The organism is Curtobacterium sp. MCBD17_003 (assembly GCF_003234885.2).
Lineage (GTDB): Bacteria > Actinomycetota > Actinomycetes > Actinomycetales > Microbacteriaceae > Curtobacterium.
In genome coordinates this window covers 3,048,576-3,064,742 of sequence record NZ_CP126275.1, presented here as the reverse complement: position 1 = coordinate 3,064,742, position 16,167 = coordinate 3,048,576, and the positions used below count along the sequence as shown (strand labels likewise).

Here is a 16,167-nt window from a genome sequence, read left to right as displayed (position 1 = left end):
CCCGAACCCCCGAAGCAAGGCAGGTCCCGCATGAGCGCCGTCCTCCAACCCGGGCAGACGCCACTGAGCCCGGACTCCGCCGCCGGGCCCGCCGTCGAGGTCGTCGGTGCCACCGGCTTCCGGATCGCGCTGCGCCGGTTCCTCCGCAACCGGCTCGCGGTCGTCGGCCTCGTCGTGGTCGTCCTGTTCGTGCTGTTCTGCTTCGTGGGCCCACTCGTGTACCCGACCGACCAGACGCACACCACGCTGTCGCAGGCGAACCTCCGGCCCGGCGGCGCACACCTGCTCGGCACCGACGCCGTCGGCCACGACGAGCTCGGTCGCCTGATGTACGGCGGGACCGTGTCGCTCCTCGTCGGTCTCGCCGCGGGGCTGCTCGCCACGGTCATCGGCACGCTCTGGGGTGCGATCGCCGGGTACGCGGGCGGATGGGTCGACGCGGTCATGATGCGCGTCGTCGACGCCGGCATCGCCATCCCCGCGCTGTTCATCCTGCTCGTCATCTCGGCGATCTCGACGCCGGACGTCCTCGGGCTCATCGTGATCCTCGGCCTCGTGTCGTGGCTCGTGCCGTCGCGCCTCATCCGAGCCGAGACCCTGACGCTCAAGAACCGCGACTACGTCCTGACACTCCGGGCGATCGGCGGCACGCACGCCCGCGCCGTCATGCGTCACGTGCTCCCGAACTCCGTGTCGACGATCGTCGTCGCCGCGACGTTCCAGGTGGCCGACGCGATCCTCCTCGTCGCCTACGTGTCCTACCTCGGCCTCGGCGTGCAGCCACCCGCGACCGACTGGGGTGGCATGCTCTCGGCGGGCCTCACCGCCGCGTACTCGGGCCGGTGGTGGCTCATCCTGCCGCCCGGCCTCGCCGTGATCCTCGTCGTCTGCGCGTTCAACGCGATCGGCGACGGGCTCCGGGACGCCTTCGACGCGAGAGGACGCGGCTGATGCCGACGACCACCCAGACGACCGTGCCGATCCTCGACGTCGAGGACCTCGACGTCACCTTCGCCACCGAGACCGGCGCCGTGCCCGCGGTGCGCGGGGTGTCCCTCCAGGTCCGGCCCGGCGAGACGCTCGCTCTCGTCGGCGAGTCCGGATCGGGCAAGTCCACGATCGCGCTCGCCGCGATGGGCCTGCTCGCCCCGAACGCCACGCCGAGCGGCCGAGCCGCGGTCGGCGGGACCGACGTCGTCGGCGCGTCCGAGCCGTCGCTCGCGGCACTCCGTGGCCGGACGGTGTCGATGGTCTTCCAGGAACCCGCGACCGCACTCGACCCGCTCACCCGGATCGGCGCCCAGATCGCCGAGGTGATCCGCAACCACCGGCAGGTCACGGCGGCCGACGCCGCTCGCGAGGCCGTCGACCTGCTCCGCCGCGTCGGCATCCCCGACCCCGAGCAGCGCGCCTCCGCGTTCCCGTTCCAGTTGTCGGGCGGCCAGCGGCAGCGCGTCGTCATCGCGATGGCCATCGCGAACGAACCGCGGCTCCTCATCGCCGACGAACCGACCACCGCACTCGACGTGACCGTCCAGGCCGAGATCCTGGAACTCCTCCGCCGCCTCGCCGTCGACACCGGCACCGGGGTGCTGCTCGTCACGCACAACATGGGTGTCGTCGCCGACTTCGCCGACCGCGTCGCCGTCATGCTCCACGGCGAGATCGTCGAGACCGGCAGCGTCGAGGACGTCCTCCTCCGACCGGAGCACGAGTACACGAAGCGGCTCCTCGCCGCCGTGCCGCGGCTCCTCGTGGCGGATCCGGACCGGCCCGCGCCCGTCCCGGACGACGCGTCGACGGTCGGGAGGGACGGCACGCCTCCGGTGGTCGACCTGCGGGACGTCGGGGTCGCCTTCGGTCGTGGCCGCCGCGCCGTGCAGGCCCTCGCCGGGGTCGACATCCGCGTGCACGCGGGGGAGACCGTGGGCCTCGTCGGCGAGTCCGGGTCGGGCAAGTCGACCGCGGCGCGCGTGGCGCTCGGTCTCGTGCTGCCCACCTCCGGGACCGTCGCGCTCTTCGGCCAGGACCTCCGCCGGACGCGAGGGCGTGCACGACGGGCCCTCCAGGGCGGGATCGGGGTGGTCCTCCAGGACCCGGTCGCGTCGCTCGACGCCCGGATGGCGGTCGGCGAGTGCATCGCCGAGCCGCTCCGCGTCCACCGCCGGGGCATGGGTGGTGCCGAACGGGACCGCCTCGTCGCCGAGGCCCTGGACGCCGTCCGGCTGCCCCGTGCCCTGGCCGGACGCGCGCCGCGCGAGCTCTCGGGAGGGCAACGGCAACGCGTCAGTCTCGCCCGGGCCCTCGTGCTCGGGCCGAAGCTCCTCGTGGCCGACGAACCGACGAGTGCCCTCGACGTCAGCGTGCAGGAGGCCGTGCTCGAGGTCATCACCGACCTGCAGCACGACCTCGGGTTCGCGTGCCTGTTCGTGTCGCACGACCTCGCCGTCGTGCAGCACTTCGCCGCACGGGTCGTCGTCATGCGCGGCGGGCGGATCGAGGAGCAGGGCCCCACCGGCCGGACGCTGCTGCACCCCGAGACCGACTACACGCGCCGGCTCCTCGCGGCCGTGCCGGTCCCGGACCCCGTGCTCCAGCGCCGCCGACGGTCGGAGCGACAGGCGGCGCTCGCCGCCGGCTCCGGAGGACCGGTCCCGGGGGAACGCGCGTGAGCCGCACGGACACCGCGGCCCCGGCCCTCCCGACCGATGCGCCACGTCGCCTGCTCGCCGGGATCGACGTCGGCGGCACGAACACGAAGGTGCTGCTGTGCACCGAGGAGCTCGTGGTGCTCGACCGGACCGACGTCCCGACACCGGCGCACGACGGCGGCGCTGCGATCGTCCGCGCGGCGGTCGCGGCGGTGGGCGCCTTGCTCTCGCGGCAGCACGGCACGCTCATCGGCGTCGGGGTGGGCGCGGCCGGTGTCGTCGACGCGGCGAGCGGCACCGTGCTCGTGACCGGCGACTCGTTCACCGGCTGGGCCGGCTTCGGGGTGACCGCAGCGATCGAGGCCGCGCTCGGCGTCCCGGCGACCCTCGACAACGACGTGAACGCGTTCCTCCGCGGCGAGGTCTCGGCCGGCGCCGTGGCGGGGGAGCGCGACGTGCTCGGCATGACACTCGGCACCGGGGTCGGCGGCGCCCTCATCCTGGCGGGCGAGCTGTACGACGGGCCCGGTGGTGCCGCCGGCGAGATCGGTCACGTCCCGGGGTTCGGCGACGCCCGGTGCACCTGCGGGCAGCGCGGGCACCTCGAGACCCTGGCGTCCGCGCGGAGCATCAGCGCGCGCTACGCCGAGCGCACGGGCCGGACCCGCCACGCGCACGAGGTCGCCGCCGCTGCCGAGGCCGGCGACGCCGACGCCCGTGCGGTGTTCGACGCCGCCGGGTGGGGGCTCGCGCGGGCGATCCTCCTGACCGCGGGGATCCTCGACGTCCGGACCGTCGTCATCGGCGGCGGGGTGTCCGCCGCGTGGGCGTTGCTCGAGCCGCCGATGCGCCGGGCGCTCGAGGCCGAACCCCCCGTCAGCGGTGCCGTCGTCCGGGTCGAGCGGGCCCGGCTGGGCAGCGACGCGGTGGCGCTCGGTGCGGCGTCGCGTGCCCGGGCACTCCTGGCCGGCTGACCGTCAGTCGGCGGAGGCCCCGGCCACCGGCACCCCCGCAGCCCACACCCCCGCGACGGTCCAGTCCCCGCGGAACGCGACGACGTCGGCCGCGTACCCGGGTGCCAGTCGGCCCAGGCGCCCCTCGCCGATGGCACCCGCGGGGACGGCCGTGAGCGCCGCGACGGCGTCGACGAGCGACACGTCGGTCTGCGTCAGCGCGATGCGGAGGGCCGCGTCCTGCGTCAACGTCGAGCCGGCGATGGTGTCCGAGCCGGCCACGTGCGCGACGCCGTCGGTCACCCGCACCCCCAGGTCGCCGAGCATGTAGTCGCCGTCGGGGGAGCCGGCGGCCGCCATCGCGTCGGTGATCAGGGCGACACGGCCGGGGGCGGCGCGGAGCAGGATCCGCGCGACCGCCGGCGCGACGTGGACGCCGTCGAGGATGAGCTCGAGCGTCACGCGGTCGTCGGCGATCGCGGCCGAGATCGGCCCGGGGGCACGGTGGTGGATCCCCGGCATGGCGTTGAAGGCGTGGGTGAGCATCGAGGCACCGAGGTCGAAGGCCCGCTGCGCGGTTCCGTGGTCCGCCGTGGTGTGCCCGACCGCGGCGACGACCCCGGCCTCCACGACGGCGGGGATCGCCCGCTCGGCGCCGGGCAGTTCCGGCGCGATCGTGATCTGGCGCAGGACCCCCTCGCCCGCGGTGAGCAGCGCGGCGACGGCGTCCGGCTCCGGGGGGACCAGGTACGCGGGGTGGTGTGCGCCGCGGTTGTCGGGCGACAGGAACGGTCCCTCGAGGTGCGCGCCGAGCACGAGTGGGTCCCGGGCGGCGAGCGCGCGGATCGCGGTGAGGTGGTCGACGAGGACCGGCACCGGGTTCGCCACGAGGCTGATCACCGACCGTGTCGTGCCGTGTGCACGGTGGACGGCGAGTCCCGTCGGGATCTGGTCCGGGTGGTCGTAGGCGCCGCCGCCCCCACCGTGCCCGTGGAGGTCGACGAACCCGGGCGTGATCGTGGCCGTGCCGAGGTCGACGACCTCCTCCGCTGCGGGGGCGTCCGGCCCGCTGCCCGTCGCTCGGATCGTGTCGCCGTCGAGCAGCAGCCACGGGTCCTCGACGATCCCGGACACGTCGACCGCGCGAGCGGCGCGGAGGAGCGTGGTCCGGGCCTCCCCGCCGGTCACGGTGCGGTCTCCCGGCGACCGACGACGATGCCCGACACCGCGGCGACGACGATGAACACGAGTCCGACCCACGGCCGGCCGATGGAGAGCCAGGCGCCGCCCGCGGCGACGATGAGCGCGACCTCGACGATCGTCTTGCCGACCGCGTCCGTCGGGATCGGGGACCGCGGCGAGCGGAAGAAGAACCACACGAGTGCGGCGAACACCGGCGCGCCGACCATGAACACGACGGCGGGGCTCGGGAAGGCCCACGAGATGTAGCCCCAGTACGCGAGCGAGAACAGGCCGAACACCATGACGGCCACCCGGACGACCGTCCAGACGTCGACGCGGGGGCGCGGCCGGGAGGCTCGGGGAGCCCCCGCCGCCGACGTGCGGCCCACGGCGGGTGCGGCGCGGCCTGGAGCGGGGGCGGCGTGGCCCGCGCCGGCTGCGGGCGGTGGGACGTCCTCCCAGTCGACGGGGGACTGCGGCGGGTTCGACATGTCGCTCACCGGAAGATGATCGTGCGGGAACCGCCGTCGAGGAGCACGCGGTCCTCGGCGATCCAGCGGACGGCCTGGGTCAGCGTGCGCGACTCCTCGTCCTGTCCGATGGACACGAGCTGCTGCGGCGTGCGGGAGTGGTCGACCCGGACGACGTTCTGCTCGATGATCGGCCCCTCGTCGAGGTCGCTCGTCACGAAGTGCGCCGTCGCCCCGATGAGCTTGACGCCCCGCGCGTGGGCCTGCCGGTACGGGTTGGCGCCCTTGAACCCGGGCAGGAACGAGTGGTGGATGTTGACCGCACGGCCGGCGAGCGCCGCGCACAGCTCGGGCGAGAGGATCTGCATGTAGCGGGCGAGCACGACGAGCTCGATGTCGTGCTCCTCGACGGCCTGGAGGACCCGCGCCTCCATGGCACGCTTGCTGGCGTCGTCGACGACCGCGCGGTGCTCGAACGGCACGGAGTAGAACGCGGCGAGCTCGCCGAGGTCCGGGTGGTTCGACAGCACCAGGGGCACCTCGATCGGGAGCTGCCCGTTCCGCTGCCGGTACAGCAGGTCGTTCATGCAGTGCCCGGCCTTCGACACGAGCACGAGCGTGCGCAGGGGGCGCCCGACGACGTCGAGCTGCACGGTCATGTCGTACCGCTCGACCACGGGGGCGAGCGCGGCCTCGAACGCCGCGCGCGAGACGGGTGCGAGCACCTGCAGCCGCATGAAGAACGTGTTCGTGTCCTCGCTCGAGAACTGCTGCGACTCGGTGATGTTCCCCTCGGCCGCGACGACGGCGCCGCTCACCGCGTGGACGATCCCGGGGCGGTCCTGGCAGACGAGGGTGAGTGTCCAGTGGGTCGGGTCGGTCACCCGCTCAGCGTATCGGGGCGAGCGGACGGCCCGGGAGGCGCGGCGCACGTCCGCTCCGGGTCAGCCCGCGGCGCTGCGATCCGCCCGCCGCAGTGCCCGGTCGAGGATCGTCAGTGCGGACAGCAGCAGTGCGACGCCGACGATCACCCATCCGAGCAGGTGCAGGTCCGGCGTGGTGGGGCGCTCGCCGAAGACACCGCCGATGAGGGACGACGCCGCGATCGCCCCGATGTACACGCTCGTCCGGGACAGACCCGCCGCGGTGCCGATGTACGACGAGGGCACCTGCCGGTACAGCGCCGCCTGGTTCGAGACCGACGCGAGCCCCTGCGGCACCCCGAACATGGTCGGCACGAGGGCGATGAGCCAGACCGGGCTGCCGGCGTGGAGGCCGAGGAGCAGCAGCCCGCCGACGACCGGGACCGTGGCTGCGATCACGAGTGGCGTCCGGACGCGGGTCCGTCGCGCCACGAGGAACGACACGACGCCGGCGATCACGGCGGAGGGCAGCTGGATGTACCCGGCCTGGTCGCTCGAGTAGCCGGCGACGTCCTGCACCCACTGCGAGAACCCGTACGTCATCGTGTACGCGACCATGTACACGAGGAACAACCGGACGTAGGTGCGGCTCAGCGCGCGGTTCGTGGCGAGGAGCCGTACGTCGATGAACGGCTTGACGGCCCGGAGCTCGCGGAGCACGAGCGCCACGAGCAGCGCGACGGCGACCCCGAGCAGCCACCAGAGGCCGTCGGACAGGTCGAGCAGGAACACGAGCAGCGCGGACACGGTCCCGGTCATGAGGAGCATGCCGGCGGGGTCGAGCGCGGTGAGCACCGGCACCCCGTCGTCGTGGCGGGGCCGCGACGCGTCGGACGGCAGCCACAGCCCCGCGACGACGAACCCGAAGGCGGCGAGGGGCACGTTGACGAGGAAGATCGCGTGCCACCCGAAGGCGGCGATGAGTGCGCCCCCGAGCGGTGGCCCGGCGGCCGCGGAGACCAGGGACGTGATCGAGAGCGCGCCGAGCACGAGCGGCGGGGTCGGCTTGCCGATGCGCTCGGACTGCTGGCGGAGTGTGGTCAGGGCGGCCGGGTAGGCGGACGAGGTCCCGATGCCGATGAGCACGCGAGCGGTGACGGCGCCCCCGAACCCGGTGAGGAACTCGGGCACGAACCCGGCGACGCCGACGATGACGAGCCCCGTGAGGAACACCTTCTTCGGCCCGAACCGGTCAGCGAGCTTCCCCATCGACGGCTGGGCGACGGCGCTCGCGAGGTACAGCGCCGCGACGAGCCAGATCGCCTGCGCGGACCCGATGCCCAGGTCGCGGGAGATCGGCGCGAGCGCGACGGACACCATCGTGGTGTTGATCGGGTTGAGGAGCGGCCCGACGAGCACCGGGACGAGGAGCTTCGGGCCGAAACCGGGGTGGCGCTGCCGTGCGGGGCCGGTGGTGGGGACGGATGCGGTGGACGCGGACGTGACGGCGGCTTTCGGTCGGTGCGGCGAGCGGGAGGTACGGCGAGCTGGAGGTGCGGGGAGCGAGCGGGCGGGGTGGCGGTGGAGCCAGGGCGTGAGCGCGGTGCGGCGCCGGCGTCAGGGGTCGACGAGCGACCCGAGCACGTCGACCGCGCGCTCGACGGCGGCGCGGTCCTCGGCCGGGAGGCCCGCGAGCCGGTCCGCGACGAGGCGCGTGCGGCTCGCGTGGGAACCGGCGCGGGCCTCCCGGCCGGCGGTGGTGAGCTGGACGAGCGCTCGCCGGCCATCCGTGGGATGCGGCTCACGGACGGCGAGACCGAGTTCGACGAGACCCGCGATCGTGGCACCCATCGACTGCGGGCGCACGCCCTCGGCGCGGGCGAGGTCCGCAGTGGTCTGCGGGCCGTCGCGGAGCAGGCGGCCGATCACGGCGGACTGGGTCGGCGAGATCTCGTCGGTCTTGGCGACGAGGAGCGTGCGACGGAACCGGCCGTGCACGGCGATGAGCGCCTCGGCGAGGTCGATGTCGGATGCGCTGCGCTCGGTCACGCGACGACGCTACGCCTGGGAAGCCAGCCTTGCAAGGCAGGCTTCCATTGTGGGGCTCAGTCCCCGTGCCCCTGCAGGGTGACGACGAGGTGTTCCTGCACGTAGCCGAGCCAGTCGTAGACGTCGCGGAGTCCGATCTCGCTCCCGACACCGTCCGGATCGGCGTCGGGGTCGTCCGGGTCGTGGTCGGTGATCCCGAGCCGCTCCGCGACGGTGAGCCGCAGGTCGGTGAGGCAGCGGAGCCACGCCTGTTCGGCCTCCCGGTCGAAGGGTCCCGACGCGCGGCCGGTCAACCAGTCGTGCACGATGCGGGCGTTCTCGGCCTTCTGCGTCTGCAGGTCGACGATCGTGTAGCGGCGGAACTCCGCGGACGCCTCGGGGTCGTCCGGGTACGCGACGGGGAACAGCCGCAGCGCGACCGGATCACCGGCCAGGTCCCCCTGCAGGATCTGCATGAGCTGCGCCGTCAGGCTCTCGAGCACGCTGCGCTCGCCCCGCGACAGCGTCAGATGCACGCCGTCGCGACGTCGGACGAACGGGATCACGTGGCGTCCCTGCCGACCGTCGCCTGCAGACCGAACCCGTGCATGGCCTCGACGTGGCGCTCCATCTCCTCGCGCAGACCGCGCGCGACGACCGCCCTGCCCTCGTCGTTCACCTGTCGCATGAGCCGTTCGGCCTTCTGTCGCGGGAAGCCGAAGTAGGTCTGGAACACGTACGTCACGTACGACATGAGGTTGACCGGATCGTCCCACACGACCGCGACCCAGGGCGCGTCCGAGCGCGTGCGCTCCCGGACGTCCAGGTCGGGCTCGAGCATCGTCACCCCTCCAGGGTCGCACGCGCCCGGTCGCTTCGCCCACTGCTCGTGCAGGCTCGGCCCTCGCGCCCGGGAGGCCTGCCTTGGTACGATCCCTGCTGTCGCGACTGGCGTTGGATGGGTCACCATCGGGGAGCGGCAACAGACACGGATCGCGGCCGTACGCCTGGGCCACGAGACCCGACCGTTCCGTGAACGACCACGAGGAGCCACCGTGTCCATCTCCGAGCCCAGCGCCGCCACGTCCGACCGCCTGCCGTCCACCTTCAACGCCCCGCTCGCCGAGGTCGACCCGGAGATCGCCCGGGTCCTCGAGCTCGAGCTCGGGCGCCAGCGCGATTACCTCGAGATGATCGCGTCCGAGAACTTCGTGCCCCGCGCGGTGCTCGAGTCGCAGGGCTCCGTCCTGACGAACAAGTACGCCGAGGGCTACCCGGGCAAGCGCTACTACGGCGGATGCGAGTTCGTCGACATCGCCGAGCAGCTGGCGATCGACCGGGCGAAGGCACTGTTCGGCGCCGCGTACGCGAACGTCCAGCCGCACTCCGGCGCCCAGGCGAACGCGGCCGTGCTGCACGCGCTCGCCTCCGCCGGGGACACCATCCTCGGGCTCGAGCTCGCGCACGGCGGGCACCTCACCCACGGCATGAAGCTCAACTTCTCGGGGCGGCTCTACAACGCCGTGGCCTACGGCGTCGACCCGGAGACCTTCGAGGTCGACTACGACGACATCCGCGCGAAGGCGCTCGAGCACCGGCCGAAGGTCATCATCGCCGGGTGGTCGGCGTACCCGCGGCAGCTCGACTTCGCGACGTTCCGGGCGATCGCCGACGAGGTCGACGCCAAGCTCTGGGTCGACATGGCGCACTTCGCCGGGCTCGTCGCCGCGGGCCTCCACCCGTCGCCGCTGCCGCACGCGCACGTCGTGTCCTCGACCGTCCACAAGACCCTCGCCGGGCCGCGGTCGGGCGTGATCCTGTCGAACGACGAATCGCTGTTCAAGAAGCTCAACTCGGCCGTGTTCCCCGGGCAGCAGGGCGGGCCGCTCATGCACGTCATCGCGGCGAAGGCCACGGCGTTCAAGCTCGCGGCCGAGCCCGAGTTCAAGGACCGCCAGGAGCGCACCGTCCGCGGCGCCAAGATCCTCGCCGAGCGCCTGACGCAGCCCGACGCCAAGGCAGCGGGCATCGACGTCCTGACCGGCGGGACCGACGTGCACCTCGTGCTCGTCGACCTGCGCGCGTCCGAGGTCGACGGCAAGCAGGCCGAGGACCTCCTCCACGAGGTCGGCATCACCGTGAACCGCAACAGCGTGCCGTTCGACCCGCGGCCGCCGATGGTGACCTCGGGCGTCCGGATCGGCACGCCCGCCCTCGCCACCCGCGGGTTCGGCGACGCGGAGTTCACCGAGGTCGCGGACGTCATCGCGGCCACGCTCATGCCGGAGCCGGACATCGCCGCGCTCTCGGCCCGGGTGAAGGCCCTGACCGCCGCGTTCCCGCTGTACGCGTGAGCGACACCGGCACGGCGGCGGAGCACGAGCTGCCGCCGCTCCCGCGCGACCGCTTCGACGCCGACGGCACGGCGATCCGGGTCGACGGCGCCGCGTTGGCCGCTCGCGTTCGGGGCGAACTCCGGACCCGCGTGGCACGACTGCACGAGCACGGCGTGCGCCCCGGACTCGGGACGATCCTGGTGGGCGAGAACCCCGGTTCGCTGTCCTACGTGGCCGGCAAGCACCGTGACTCGGCCGAGATCGGCATCGAGTCGGTGCGGATCGACCTGCCCGCGACGGCGTCGGCGGCCGACATCCGCGCGGCGATCCTGCAGATGAACGACGACCCCGCGGTCACCGCGTTCATCGTGCAGCTCCCGCTGCCCGAGGGCATCGACCCGACGCCGATGCTCGAGCTCATGGACCCGCACAAGGACGCCGACGGCCTCCACCCGACGAACCTCGGTGAGCTCGTGCTCGCGGTGCCGGGAGGCGCGGGGACGATCGACGCGCCGCTCCCGTGCACGCCGCGCGCCATCGTCGAGATGCTCCGCGCGTACGACGTCCCGATCCGAGGACAGCACGTCACGATCATCGGGCAGGGGCTGACCGTCGGACGACCCCTCGGGCTCCTCCTCACCCGGCTCGAGGCGACGGCCACGCTGACGCACTCGCTCACGTCCGACGTCGCGGCGGAGACCCGACGGGCGGACATCGTCGTCGCGGCCGCTGGTGTCGCGGGTCTGGTGCAGCCCGACTGGGTGCGCCCTGGTGCGGCGGTCATCGACGTCGGGATCACCCGCGTCGTCGACCCCGAGACGGGTCGGGCGAAGCTCCGTGGCGACGTCGACCCCGCCGTGGCGTCCGTGGCCGGGTTCCTGTCGCCGGTGCCGGGCGGCGTCGGGCCGATGACCCGGGCGATGCTCATGAAGAACGTCGTCGAGGCCGCCGAGCGCCACCGGCACTGAGCTCGCCGCGCCGGCCGTCGGCGTCGAACACGCCGATGCCGTTCGAACACCGGGATCCCCGTGTTCGAGCGGCATCACGCGGTTCGATCTCGCTGCTGGTCGGCGCCGTGGGAGCGTCGTCCCGACCGCCGGCGCTACGCGTCGTGCCGGGCACCCTCGTCGGCGTGCACGGTGAACACGGTGGGCGCCGTGTGCCCGGCCGCGGCGAAGGCGGCGGTGACCGCGTCCGCGATCGTGTCCCGGGCCTCCCGGTCGACGAGCGCGATGGCGGCGCCACCGAACCCGCCCCCCGTCATGCGGGCACCGACGGCGCCGTGCTCGAGCGCGGTCTCCACCGCGAGGTCGAGTTCGGCGACCGAGATCTCGAAGTCGTCGCGCATCGACGCGTGCGACGCGACGAGCAGGTCGCCGATCGCGCGTGGACCCTGCTCGCGCAGCGTGCGGACGGTGTCGAGGACACGCTGGTCCTCGGTGACGACGTGCCGGACGCGGCGGAAGGTCTCGTCATCGAGGAGCTCCTGCGCGCGGGGGAGGTCGTCGACGGACAGGTCGCGGAGCGCGGACACGCCCATCACCGAGGCCCCCCGCTCGCAGGACGCCCGACGTGCGGCGTAGCCCCCGGTGGCGTGGGCGTGCTGGACGTGCGTGTCGATGACGAGCAGCTCGAGCCCCGCGGCGTCGAAGCCGAGGTCGACGACCTCTGCCTCGAGCGATCGACAGTCGAGGAACACGGCCGCGTCCTGGCGGCCGAGCAGCGACGCCGATTGGTCCATGATGCCCGTGGGTGCCCCGACCGCCTTGTTCTCGGCCCACTGCCCGACGCGCGCGAGCTCCTGCCGGTCGAGGCCGAGGCCCCACAGCTCGTCGAACGCCAGCGCGACGCCGCACTCGATCGCGGCGCTCGACGACAACCCCGCCCCGACCGGGACCTCGGAGTGGATGAAGACGTCGAGCCCTGTCGCGCCGGACAGGTCCGCCCCCCGGTCCTGCAGGGCCCAGGCGATCCCGAACACGTACGCCGACCAGCCGTCCATGTCGGCAGGGTCGAGCGCGTCGAGTGAGCGCTCCTGCACGCCGCCCTCCGGGTCGAACGACGACGCGACGCGGAGCAGCCGGTCGTCGCGCACGCGGATGTCGGCGACGGTGCGGCGGTCGATCGCGAACGGCAGGACGTACCCGTCGTTGTAGTCGGTGTGCTCGCCGATCAGGTTCACCCGGCCCGGTGCCGAGTACCGCGTGGTCGGCTCCGCGCCGAAGACGCTCTGGAAGTCGGTGGTCATACGCGTTCGATCCCTCCTCGGATGAACTCGGCCTGGGCCTCGGGCACGACGTCGCCGATCCAGGCGCCCATCGCGGCCTCGCTGCCGGCCAGGTACTTGAGCTTCGTCTCCGCACGCCGGGGCGACGTGATCTGCAGCATCAACCGGACGGCGTCGCGGCCGATCGACACCGGCGCCTGGTGCCACGCCGCGATGTAGGGCGTGGGGGAGTCGTAGAGGGCGTCGAGGGCCCGTGTCAGGCGCAGGTGCATGTGCGCGAGCTCGTCCTTCTCGGCGTCGGTGAGGCCGGCGAAGTCGGGGACGTGCCGGTGCGGCAGCATGTGGATCTCGAGCGGCCATCGAGCGGCGAAGGGCACGAACGCCGTGAAGTGCTCGCCCGCGAGGACCACCCGGTCCGACGCCCGCTCGTTCGCCAGGTGCTGCTCGAACAGGTCCGGTCCGAAGCGCTCGATCGACGCCAGGAGGCGCTGCGTGCGCGGTGTCACGTACGGGTAGGCGTAGATCTGCCCGTGGGGGTGGTGCAGCGTGACCCCGATCGCCTCGCCGCGGTTCTCGAACGGGAACACCTGCTCGATGCCCGGCATGGCGGACAGTGCGGCCGTGCGGTCGGCCCACGCCTCGACGACGGTCCGGGCGCGGGACTCGGTGATCGACGCGAACGAGCCGCTCGTCTCCGGGCTGAAGCAGACGACCTCGCAGCGCCCGACGGACCGGTACGTGCGGTTGAGGCCGACCTCGGACAGCGCGGCCACCGACGGTGGCGCGTCGTCGGCCTCGAGGTCGGGACCGAACGAGGGTGACTTGTTCTCGAAGACGGCGACGTCGTACCGGCTCGGGATCTCCGACGGGTTCTCGTCCGTCTGGGGCGCGAGCGGGTCGAGGTTGGCCGGCGGCAGGAAGGCGCGGTTCTGTCGAGCCGAGGCGATCGACACCCACTCGCCCGTCAGGACGTCCTGCCGCATGTGCGCCGTGGCGGGACGGGGGTCGAGCACGCGCTCGTCGATGCGACGCTCGGCGGGCAGCTGCGTGTCCGCGTCGTCGAAGTAGATGAGGTCACGACCGTCCGCGAGGGTCGTCGCCCGCTTGGTGATCCCGCTCACTGGTGTTCCTTCCCATCGGTGGACACCGGGCAACCCTACTCCCGGACGAAGGATTGCGAAACGGAACGGAAGCAGACGAAACTGGTGTGATGACCGACCTGTCGCAGCGGGACCCCGACGCGGCGGAGCCGAGCGCGCTGCCGGCCGTCCTGCGCCACGACCGCATCGTCGAACTCATCGAGGAGGCACCGGGCCTCGTCCGGACCGCCGACCTCGCCGCCGCCGTGGGGACCAGTGCGGTGACCGTCCGCGCCGACCTCGCGACCCTCGATGCCGCCGGCCGGATCCGACGTGTGCACGGTGGTGCCCTGCGCCCGGCGCAGCCCGGGCGCGACGAACGCCCCTACGAGGAGACCGCGGTCGAGCACGCCGCCGCGAAGCGGGCGATCGGCCGGGCCGCCGCTGCCCTCGTCCGGTCGGGGGAGTGCGTCGTGCTCGACGTCGGCACCACGCCCGCCGCCGTCGCCGAGGAACTCGTCGCCCGCCGCGACCTCGTCGACGTCACCGTCGTCACGAACTCCCTGACGAACGCGCTCGTGCTCGAGCGGGCCGTGCCCCGGTTCACGGTCGTCGTGACCGGCGGCACGCTGCGTCCCCTGCAGCACTCGCTCGTCTCCCCGTTCGTCGGCACGGTCCTCCCGATGATCGCCGCCGACCTGGCGATCATCGGCTGCACGGGCGTGTCGGTCGAACGCGGCGTCACGAACGTCAACCTGCCGGAGACCGAGGTCAAGCGCCTGCTCGCCGGAGCGGCTCGGCGTACTGTCGTCGTTGCCGACGGGGCGAAGCTCGGTCGGTCCCACATCGGTGTGGTCGGTGCCCTCGACAGCGTCGACGTCCTCGTGACCGCCGGCGTGCGCGGGTTCGACCTCGCCCCCATCCGTGCCGCGGGCGTCCAGGTGCTCGTGGCGGACGATCCCGAGGAGGACCACGCATGAGCGGAGCACCCACCGGCGGCCAGTACCACCTGCGGCACGCCGGACCCGACGGTGTCGTCGAGGCCGACATCACCCAGGTCGCGGCCGGCATCCGGCAGCTCAGCGTGAACGGATTCGCGCTCACCGAGTCGTTCGGTCCGCACGAGATGCCCGCGGGAGCGTGCGGGATCGTCCTCGCCCCGTGGCCGAACCGCGTCGCCGGGGCGACGTGGCAGCTCGACGGCACGACCCAGCAGCTCGACGTCACCGAGCCGAAGTACGGCAACGCCAGCCACGGGCTCCTGCGCTACGCGCCCTACCGCGTCGTCGAGCAGACCGAGTCGACGCTGGTGCAGGAGGCGACGGTGTACCCGCAGCACGGGTGGCCGTTCCTGCTCGAGACCCGCGTGCATCACGAACTCGTCGACGACGGCCTGCGCGTCACGCACGAGATCGTGAATCGGTCCGATCGCCGTGCGCCGTTCGCCGTCGGCAACCACCCGTACCTGCGGGCGGGGGACGCCCCCGTCGAGGAGCTCACCGTCACCCTGGACGCCGCGACCCGGTTCACGACCGACGAGCACAAGGTGCCGGACGGCTCCGAGCCGGTCGACGGGACCCCGTTCGACCTCCGGGGTGGCCGCGTCGTGGGCGAGAGCGACCTCGACACCGCGTACACGGACGTCGCCGCCGACGCCGAGGGCGTGCGACGGACCACCGTCCGGGCGGCCGACGGCGACGGCGTCGAACTCTGGCAGGAAGCCTCGTTCCCCTACGTGCAGGTGTTCACCTCGCGCGAGTTCCCCCGCGGCGACGGTGTCGGGCTCGCGCTCGCGGTCGAGCCGATGACCGCGCCCGCGAACGCCCTCAACAGCGGCGAGGGGCTGCGCTGGCTCGAACCGGACGAAGCGTGGACCGGCAGCTGGGGCATCCGCCGGGTCTGGTCGCGGTAGCGGGAGCGGTAGCGCTCGCGGACGCGGGGGAGCGGGCGCGGGGGCGGCTCAGGCGCGGCGCATGCGGAGGGCCTCGACCGCGAGGGACTCGGACGGGTAGCGGCCGATCTCGTCGGCCCAGGCGGGGTCGTCCCCGCGGAGCGCCACGAAGGACTTGCGCTGCCCCTTGACGTACCCGAGCACGCGTGTGGGCGTGTGCACCTCGACGAAGTCCGCGCGGATACGACGCGTCGAGACCCGCGCGTTGCGGCGGAGCTCGTCGAGCAGGCGGTCATCGGAGAGCGCGAGGCGCCCCGTGGCCGGGGCCATCGCCCGTCGCGCTCCGCCGGTGGTGCTGGTGTGCGTGTCGTGGATGGGTTCGGTCACGGTGTACCCCGTTCGTCGTTGCTGGTGGTGCCGGTGTCGGGACCCACCTGGTGGATCCGCGAACGACGCTATCGGCGCCTCCCCCTCGAACCACTGAGCG

General features: G+C 73.3%; 17 protein-coding genes and 1 riboswitch. Of the genes, 7 read left to right on the top strand and 10 right to left on the bottom strand.

Going from position 1 to position 16,167, the window contains the following annotated elements:
* Nucleotides 1–30: 30 nt before the first annotated feature.
* The 3 genes from DEI88_RS14495 to DEI88_RS14485 are packed head-to-tail and all read left to right on the top strand — an operon-like array spanning nt 31 to nt 3,625.
* On the top strand, nt 31–951 hold the full coding sequence (locus DEI88_RS14495) for an ABC transporter permease (protein WP_111011522.1): 921 nt from the start codon (nt 31–33) through the stop codon (nt 949–951).
* Nucleotides 951–2,672, top strand: coding sequence for a dipeptide ABC transporter ATP-binding protein (locus DEI88_RS14490; protein WP_111071821.1), 1,722 nt, complete (start codon nt 951–953; stop codon nt 2,670–2,672). The genes DEI88_RS14495 and DEI88_RS14490 overlap by 1 nt, the downstream gene beginning before the upstream one ends.
* The gene (locus DEI88_RS14485; RefSeq protein ID WP_220038136.1) at nt 2,669–3,625 is read left to right on the top strand and encodes an ROK family protein; all 957 of its coding nucleotides are present in this window, start codon (nt 2,669–2,671) and stop codon (nt 3,623–3,625) included. The genes DEI88_RS14490 and DEI88_RS14485 overlap by 4 nt, the downstream gene beginning before the upstream one ends.
* Nucleotides 3,626–3,628: 3 nt before the next feature.
* Here DEI88_RS14485 and DEI88_RS14480 read toward each other — a convergent pair whose 3' ends face one another.
* The 7 genes from DEI88_RS14480 to clpS form a co-directional block, all read right to left on the bottom strand.
* Nucleotides 3,629–4,792 carry an N-acetylglucosamine-6-phosphate deacetylase gene (locus DEI88_RS14480; RefSeq protein WP_111071820.1) on the bottom strand — a complete coding sequence of 388 codons (1,164 nt, stop codon included), beginning with the start codon at nt 4,790–4,792 and terminating at the stop codon, nt 3,629–3,631.
* Nucleotides 4,789–5,277: a YrdB family protein gene (locus DEI88_RS14475; protein ID WP_258370141.1), complete on the bottom strand. Its 489-nt coding sequence runs from the start codon at nt 5,275–5,277 to the stop codon at nt 4,789–4,791. The genes DEI88_RS14480 and DEI88_RS14475 overlap by 4 nt, the downstream gene beginning before the upstream one ends.
* Before the next feature lie 5 nt (nt 5,278–5,282).
* A complete protein-coding gene (purU, locus tag DEI88_RS14470; RefSeq protein WP_111013069.1) occupies nt 5,283–6,140 on the bottom strand; it encodes a formyltetrahydrofolate deformylase in 858 nt (285 codons plus the stop codon).
* A 60-nt stretch (nt 6,141–6,200) separates the two neighbouring features.
* Nucleotides 6,201–7,538: an MFS transporter gene (locus DEI88_RS14465; protein ID WP_111013070.1), complete on the bottom strand. Its 1,338-nt coding sequence runs from the start codon at nt 7,536–7,538 to the stop codon at nt 6,201–6,203.
* 198 nt (nt 7,539–7,736) lie between these two features.
* Nucleotides 7,737–8,168: a MarR family winged helix-turn-helix transcriptional regulator gene (locus tag DEI88_RS14460; protein ID WP_111071819.1), complete on the bottom strand. Its 432-nt coding sequence runs from the start codon at nt 8,166–8,168 to the stop codon at nt 7,737–7,739.
* 56 nt (nt 8,169–8,224) lie between these two features.
* Nucleotides 8,225–8,713, bottom strand: a complete 489-nt coding sequence (locus DEI88_RS14455) for a DUF2017 family protein (protein WP_111013072.1) — start codon at nt 8,711–8,713, stop codon at nt 8,225–8,227.
* Complete coding sequence (clpS, locus tag DEI88_RS14450; protein ID WP_111011538.1) at nt 8,710–8,988, bottom strand: ATP-dependent Clp protease adapter ClpS; 279 nt, start codon at nt 8,986–8,988, stop codon at nt 8,710–8,712. Before clpS ends, DEI88_RS14455 begins: the two co-directional genes overlap by 4 nt.
* 93 nt (nt 8,989–9,081) lie before the next feature.
* A riboswitch (ZMP/ZTP riboswitch) is annotated at nt 9,082–9,167 on the top strand.
* A gap of 35 nt (nt 9,168–9,202) precedes the next feature.
* On the opposite strand from clpS, the gene glyA reads away from it, so the two are divergent.
* Nucleotides 9,203–10,501 (top strand): serine hydroxymethyltransferase, encoded by a 1,299-nt coding sequence (gene glyA, locus DEI88_RS14445; protein WP_284183573.1) that lies wholly within the window; start codon nt 9,203–9,205, stop codon nt 10,499–10,501.
* 29 nt (nt 10,502–10,530) lie between these two features.
* Nucleotides 10,531–11,451 carry a bifunctional methylenetetrahydrofolate dehydrogenase/methenyltetrahydrofolate cyclohydrolase gene (locus tag DEI88_RS14440; RefSeq protein ID WP_111036326.1) on the top strand — a complete coding sequence of 307 codons (921 nt, stop codon included), beginning with the start codon at nt 10,531–10,533 and terminating at the stop codon, nt 11,449–11,451.
* A 134-nt stretch (nt 11,452–11,585) separates the two neighbouring features.
* Here DEI88_RS14440 and galK read toward each other — a convergent pair whose 3' ends face one another.
* Entirely contained in the window at nt 11,586–12,731 is a 1,146-nt protein-coding gene (galK, locus tag DEI88_RS14435; RefSeq protein ID WP_111036135.1) for a galactokinase, read from the bottom strand.
* Entirely contained in the window at nt 12,728–13,831 is a 1,104-nt protein-coding gene (galT, locus tag DEI88_RS14430) for a galactose-1-phosphate uridylyltransferase (protein WP_111011513.1), read from the bottom strand. Before galT ends, galK begins: the two co-directional genes overlap by 4 nt.
* Before the next feature lie 89 nt (nt 13,832–13,920).
* Between galT and DEI88_RS14425 the strand changes: the two genes are divergently transcribed.
* Entirely contained in the window at nt 13,921–14,769 is an 849-nt protein-coding gene (locus DEI88_RS14425) for a DeoR/GlpR family DNA-binding transcription regulator (RefSeq protein WP_111036325.1), read from the top strand.
* Nucleotides 14,766–15,701 carry an aldose 1-epimerase family protein gene (locus DEI88_RS14420; RefSeq protein WP_111071818.1) on the top strand — a complete coding sequence of 312 codons (936 nt, stop codon included), beginning with the start codon at nt 14,766–14,768 and terminating at the stop codon, nt 15,699–15,701. The genes DEI88_RS14425 and DEI88_RS14420 overlap by 4 nt, the downstream gene beginning before the upstream one ends.
* A 48-nt stretch (nt 15,702–15,749) precedes the next feature.
* Here the strand turns inward: DEI88_RS14420 and DEI88_RS14415 are convergent, their stop codons facing one another.
* Nucleotides 15,750–16,067, bottom strand: a complete 318-nt coding sequence (locus DEI88_RS14415) for a hypothetical protein (RefSeq protein WP_111071817.1) — start codon at nt 16,065–16,067, stop codon at nt 15,750–15,752.
* Between the last annotated feature and the right edge of the window lie 100 nt (nt 16,068–16,167).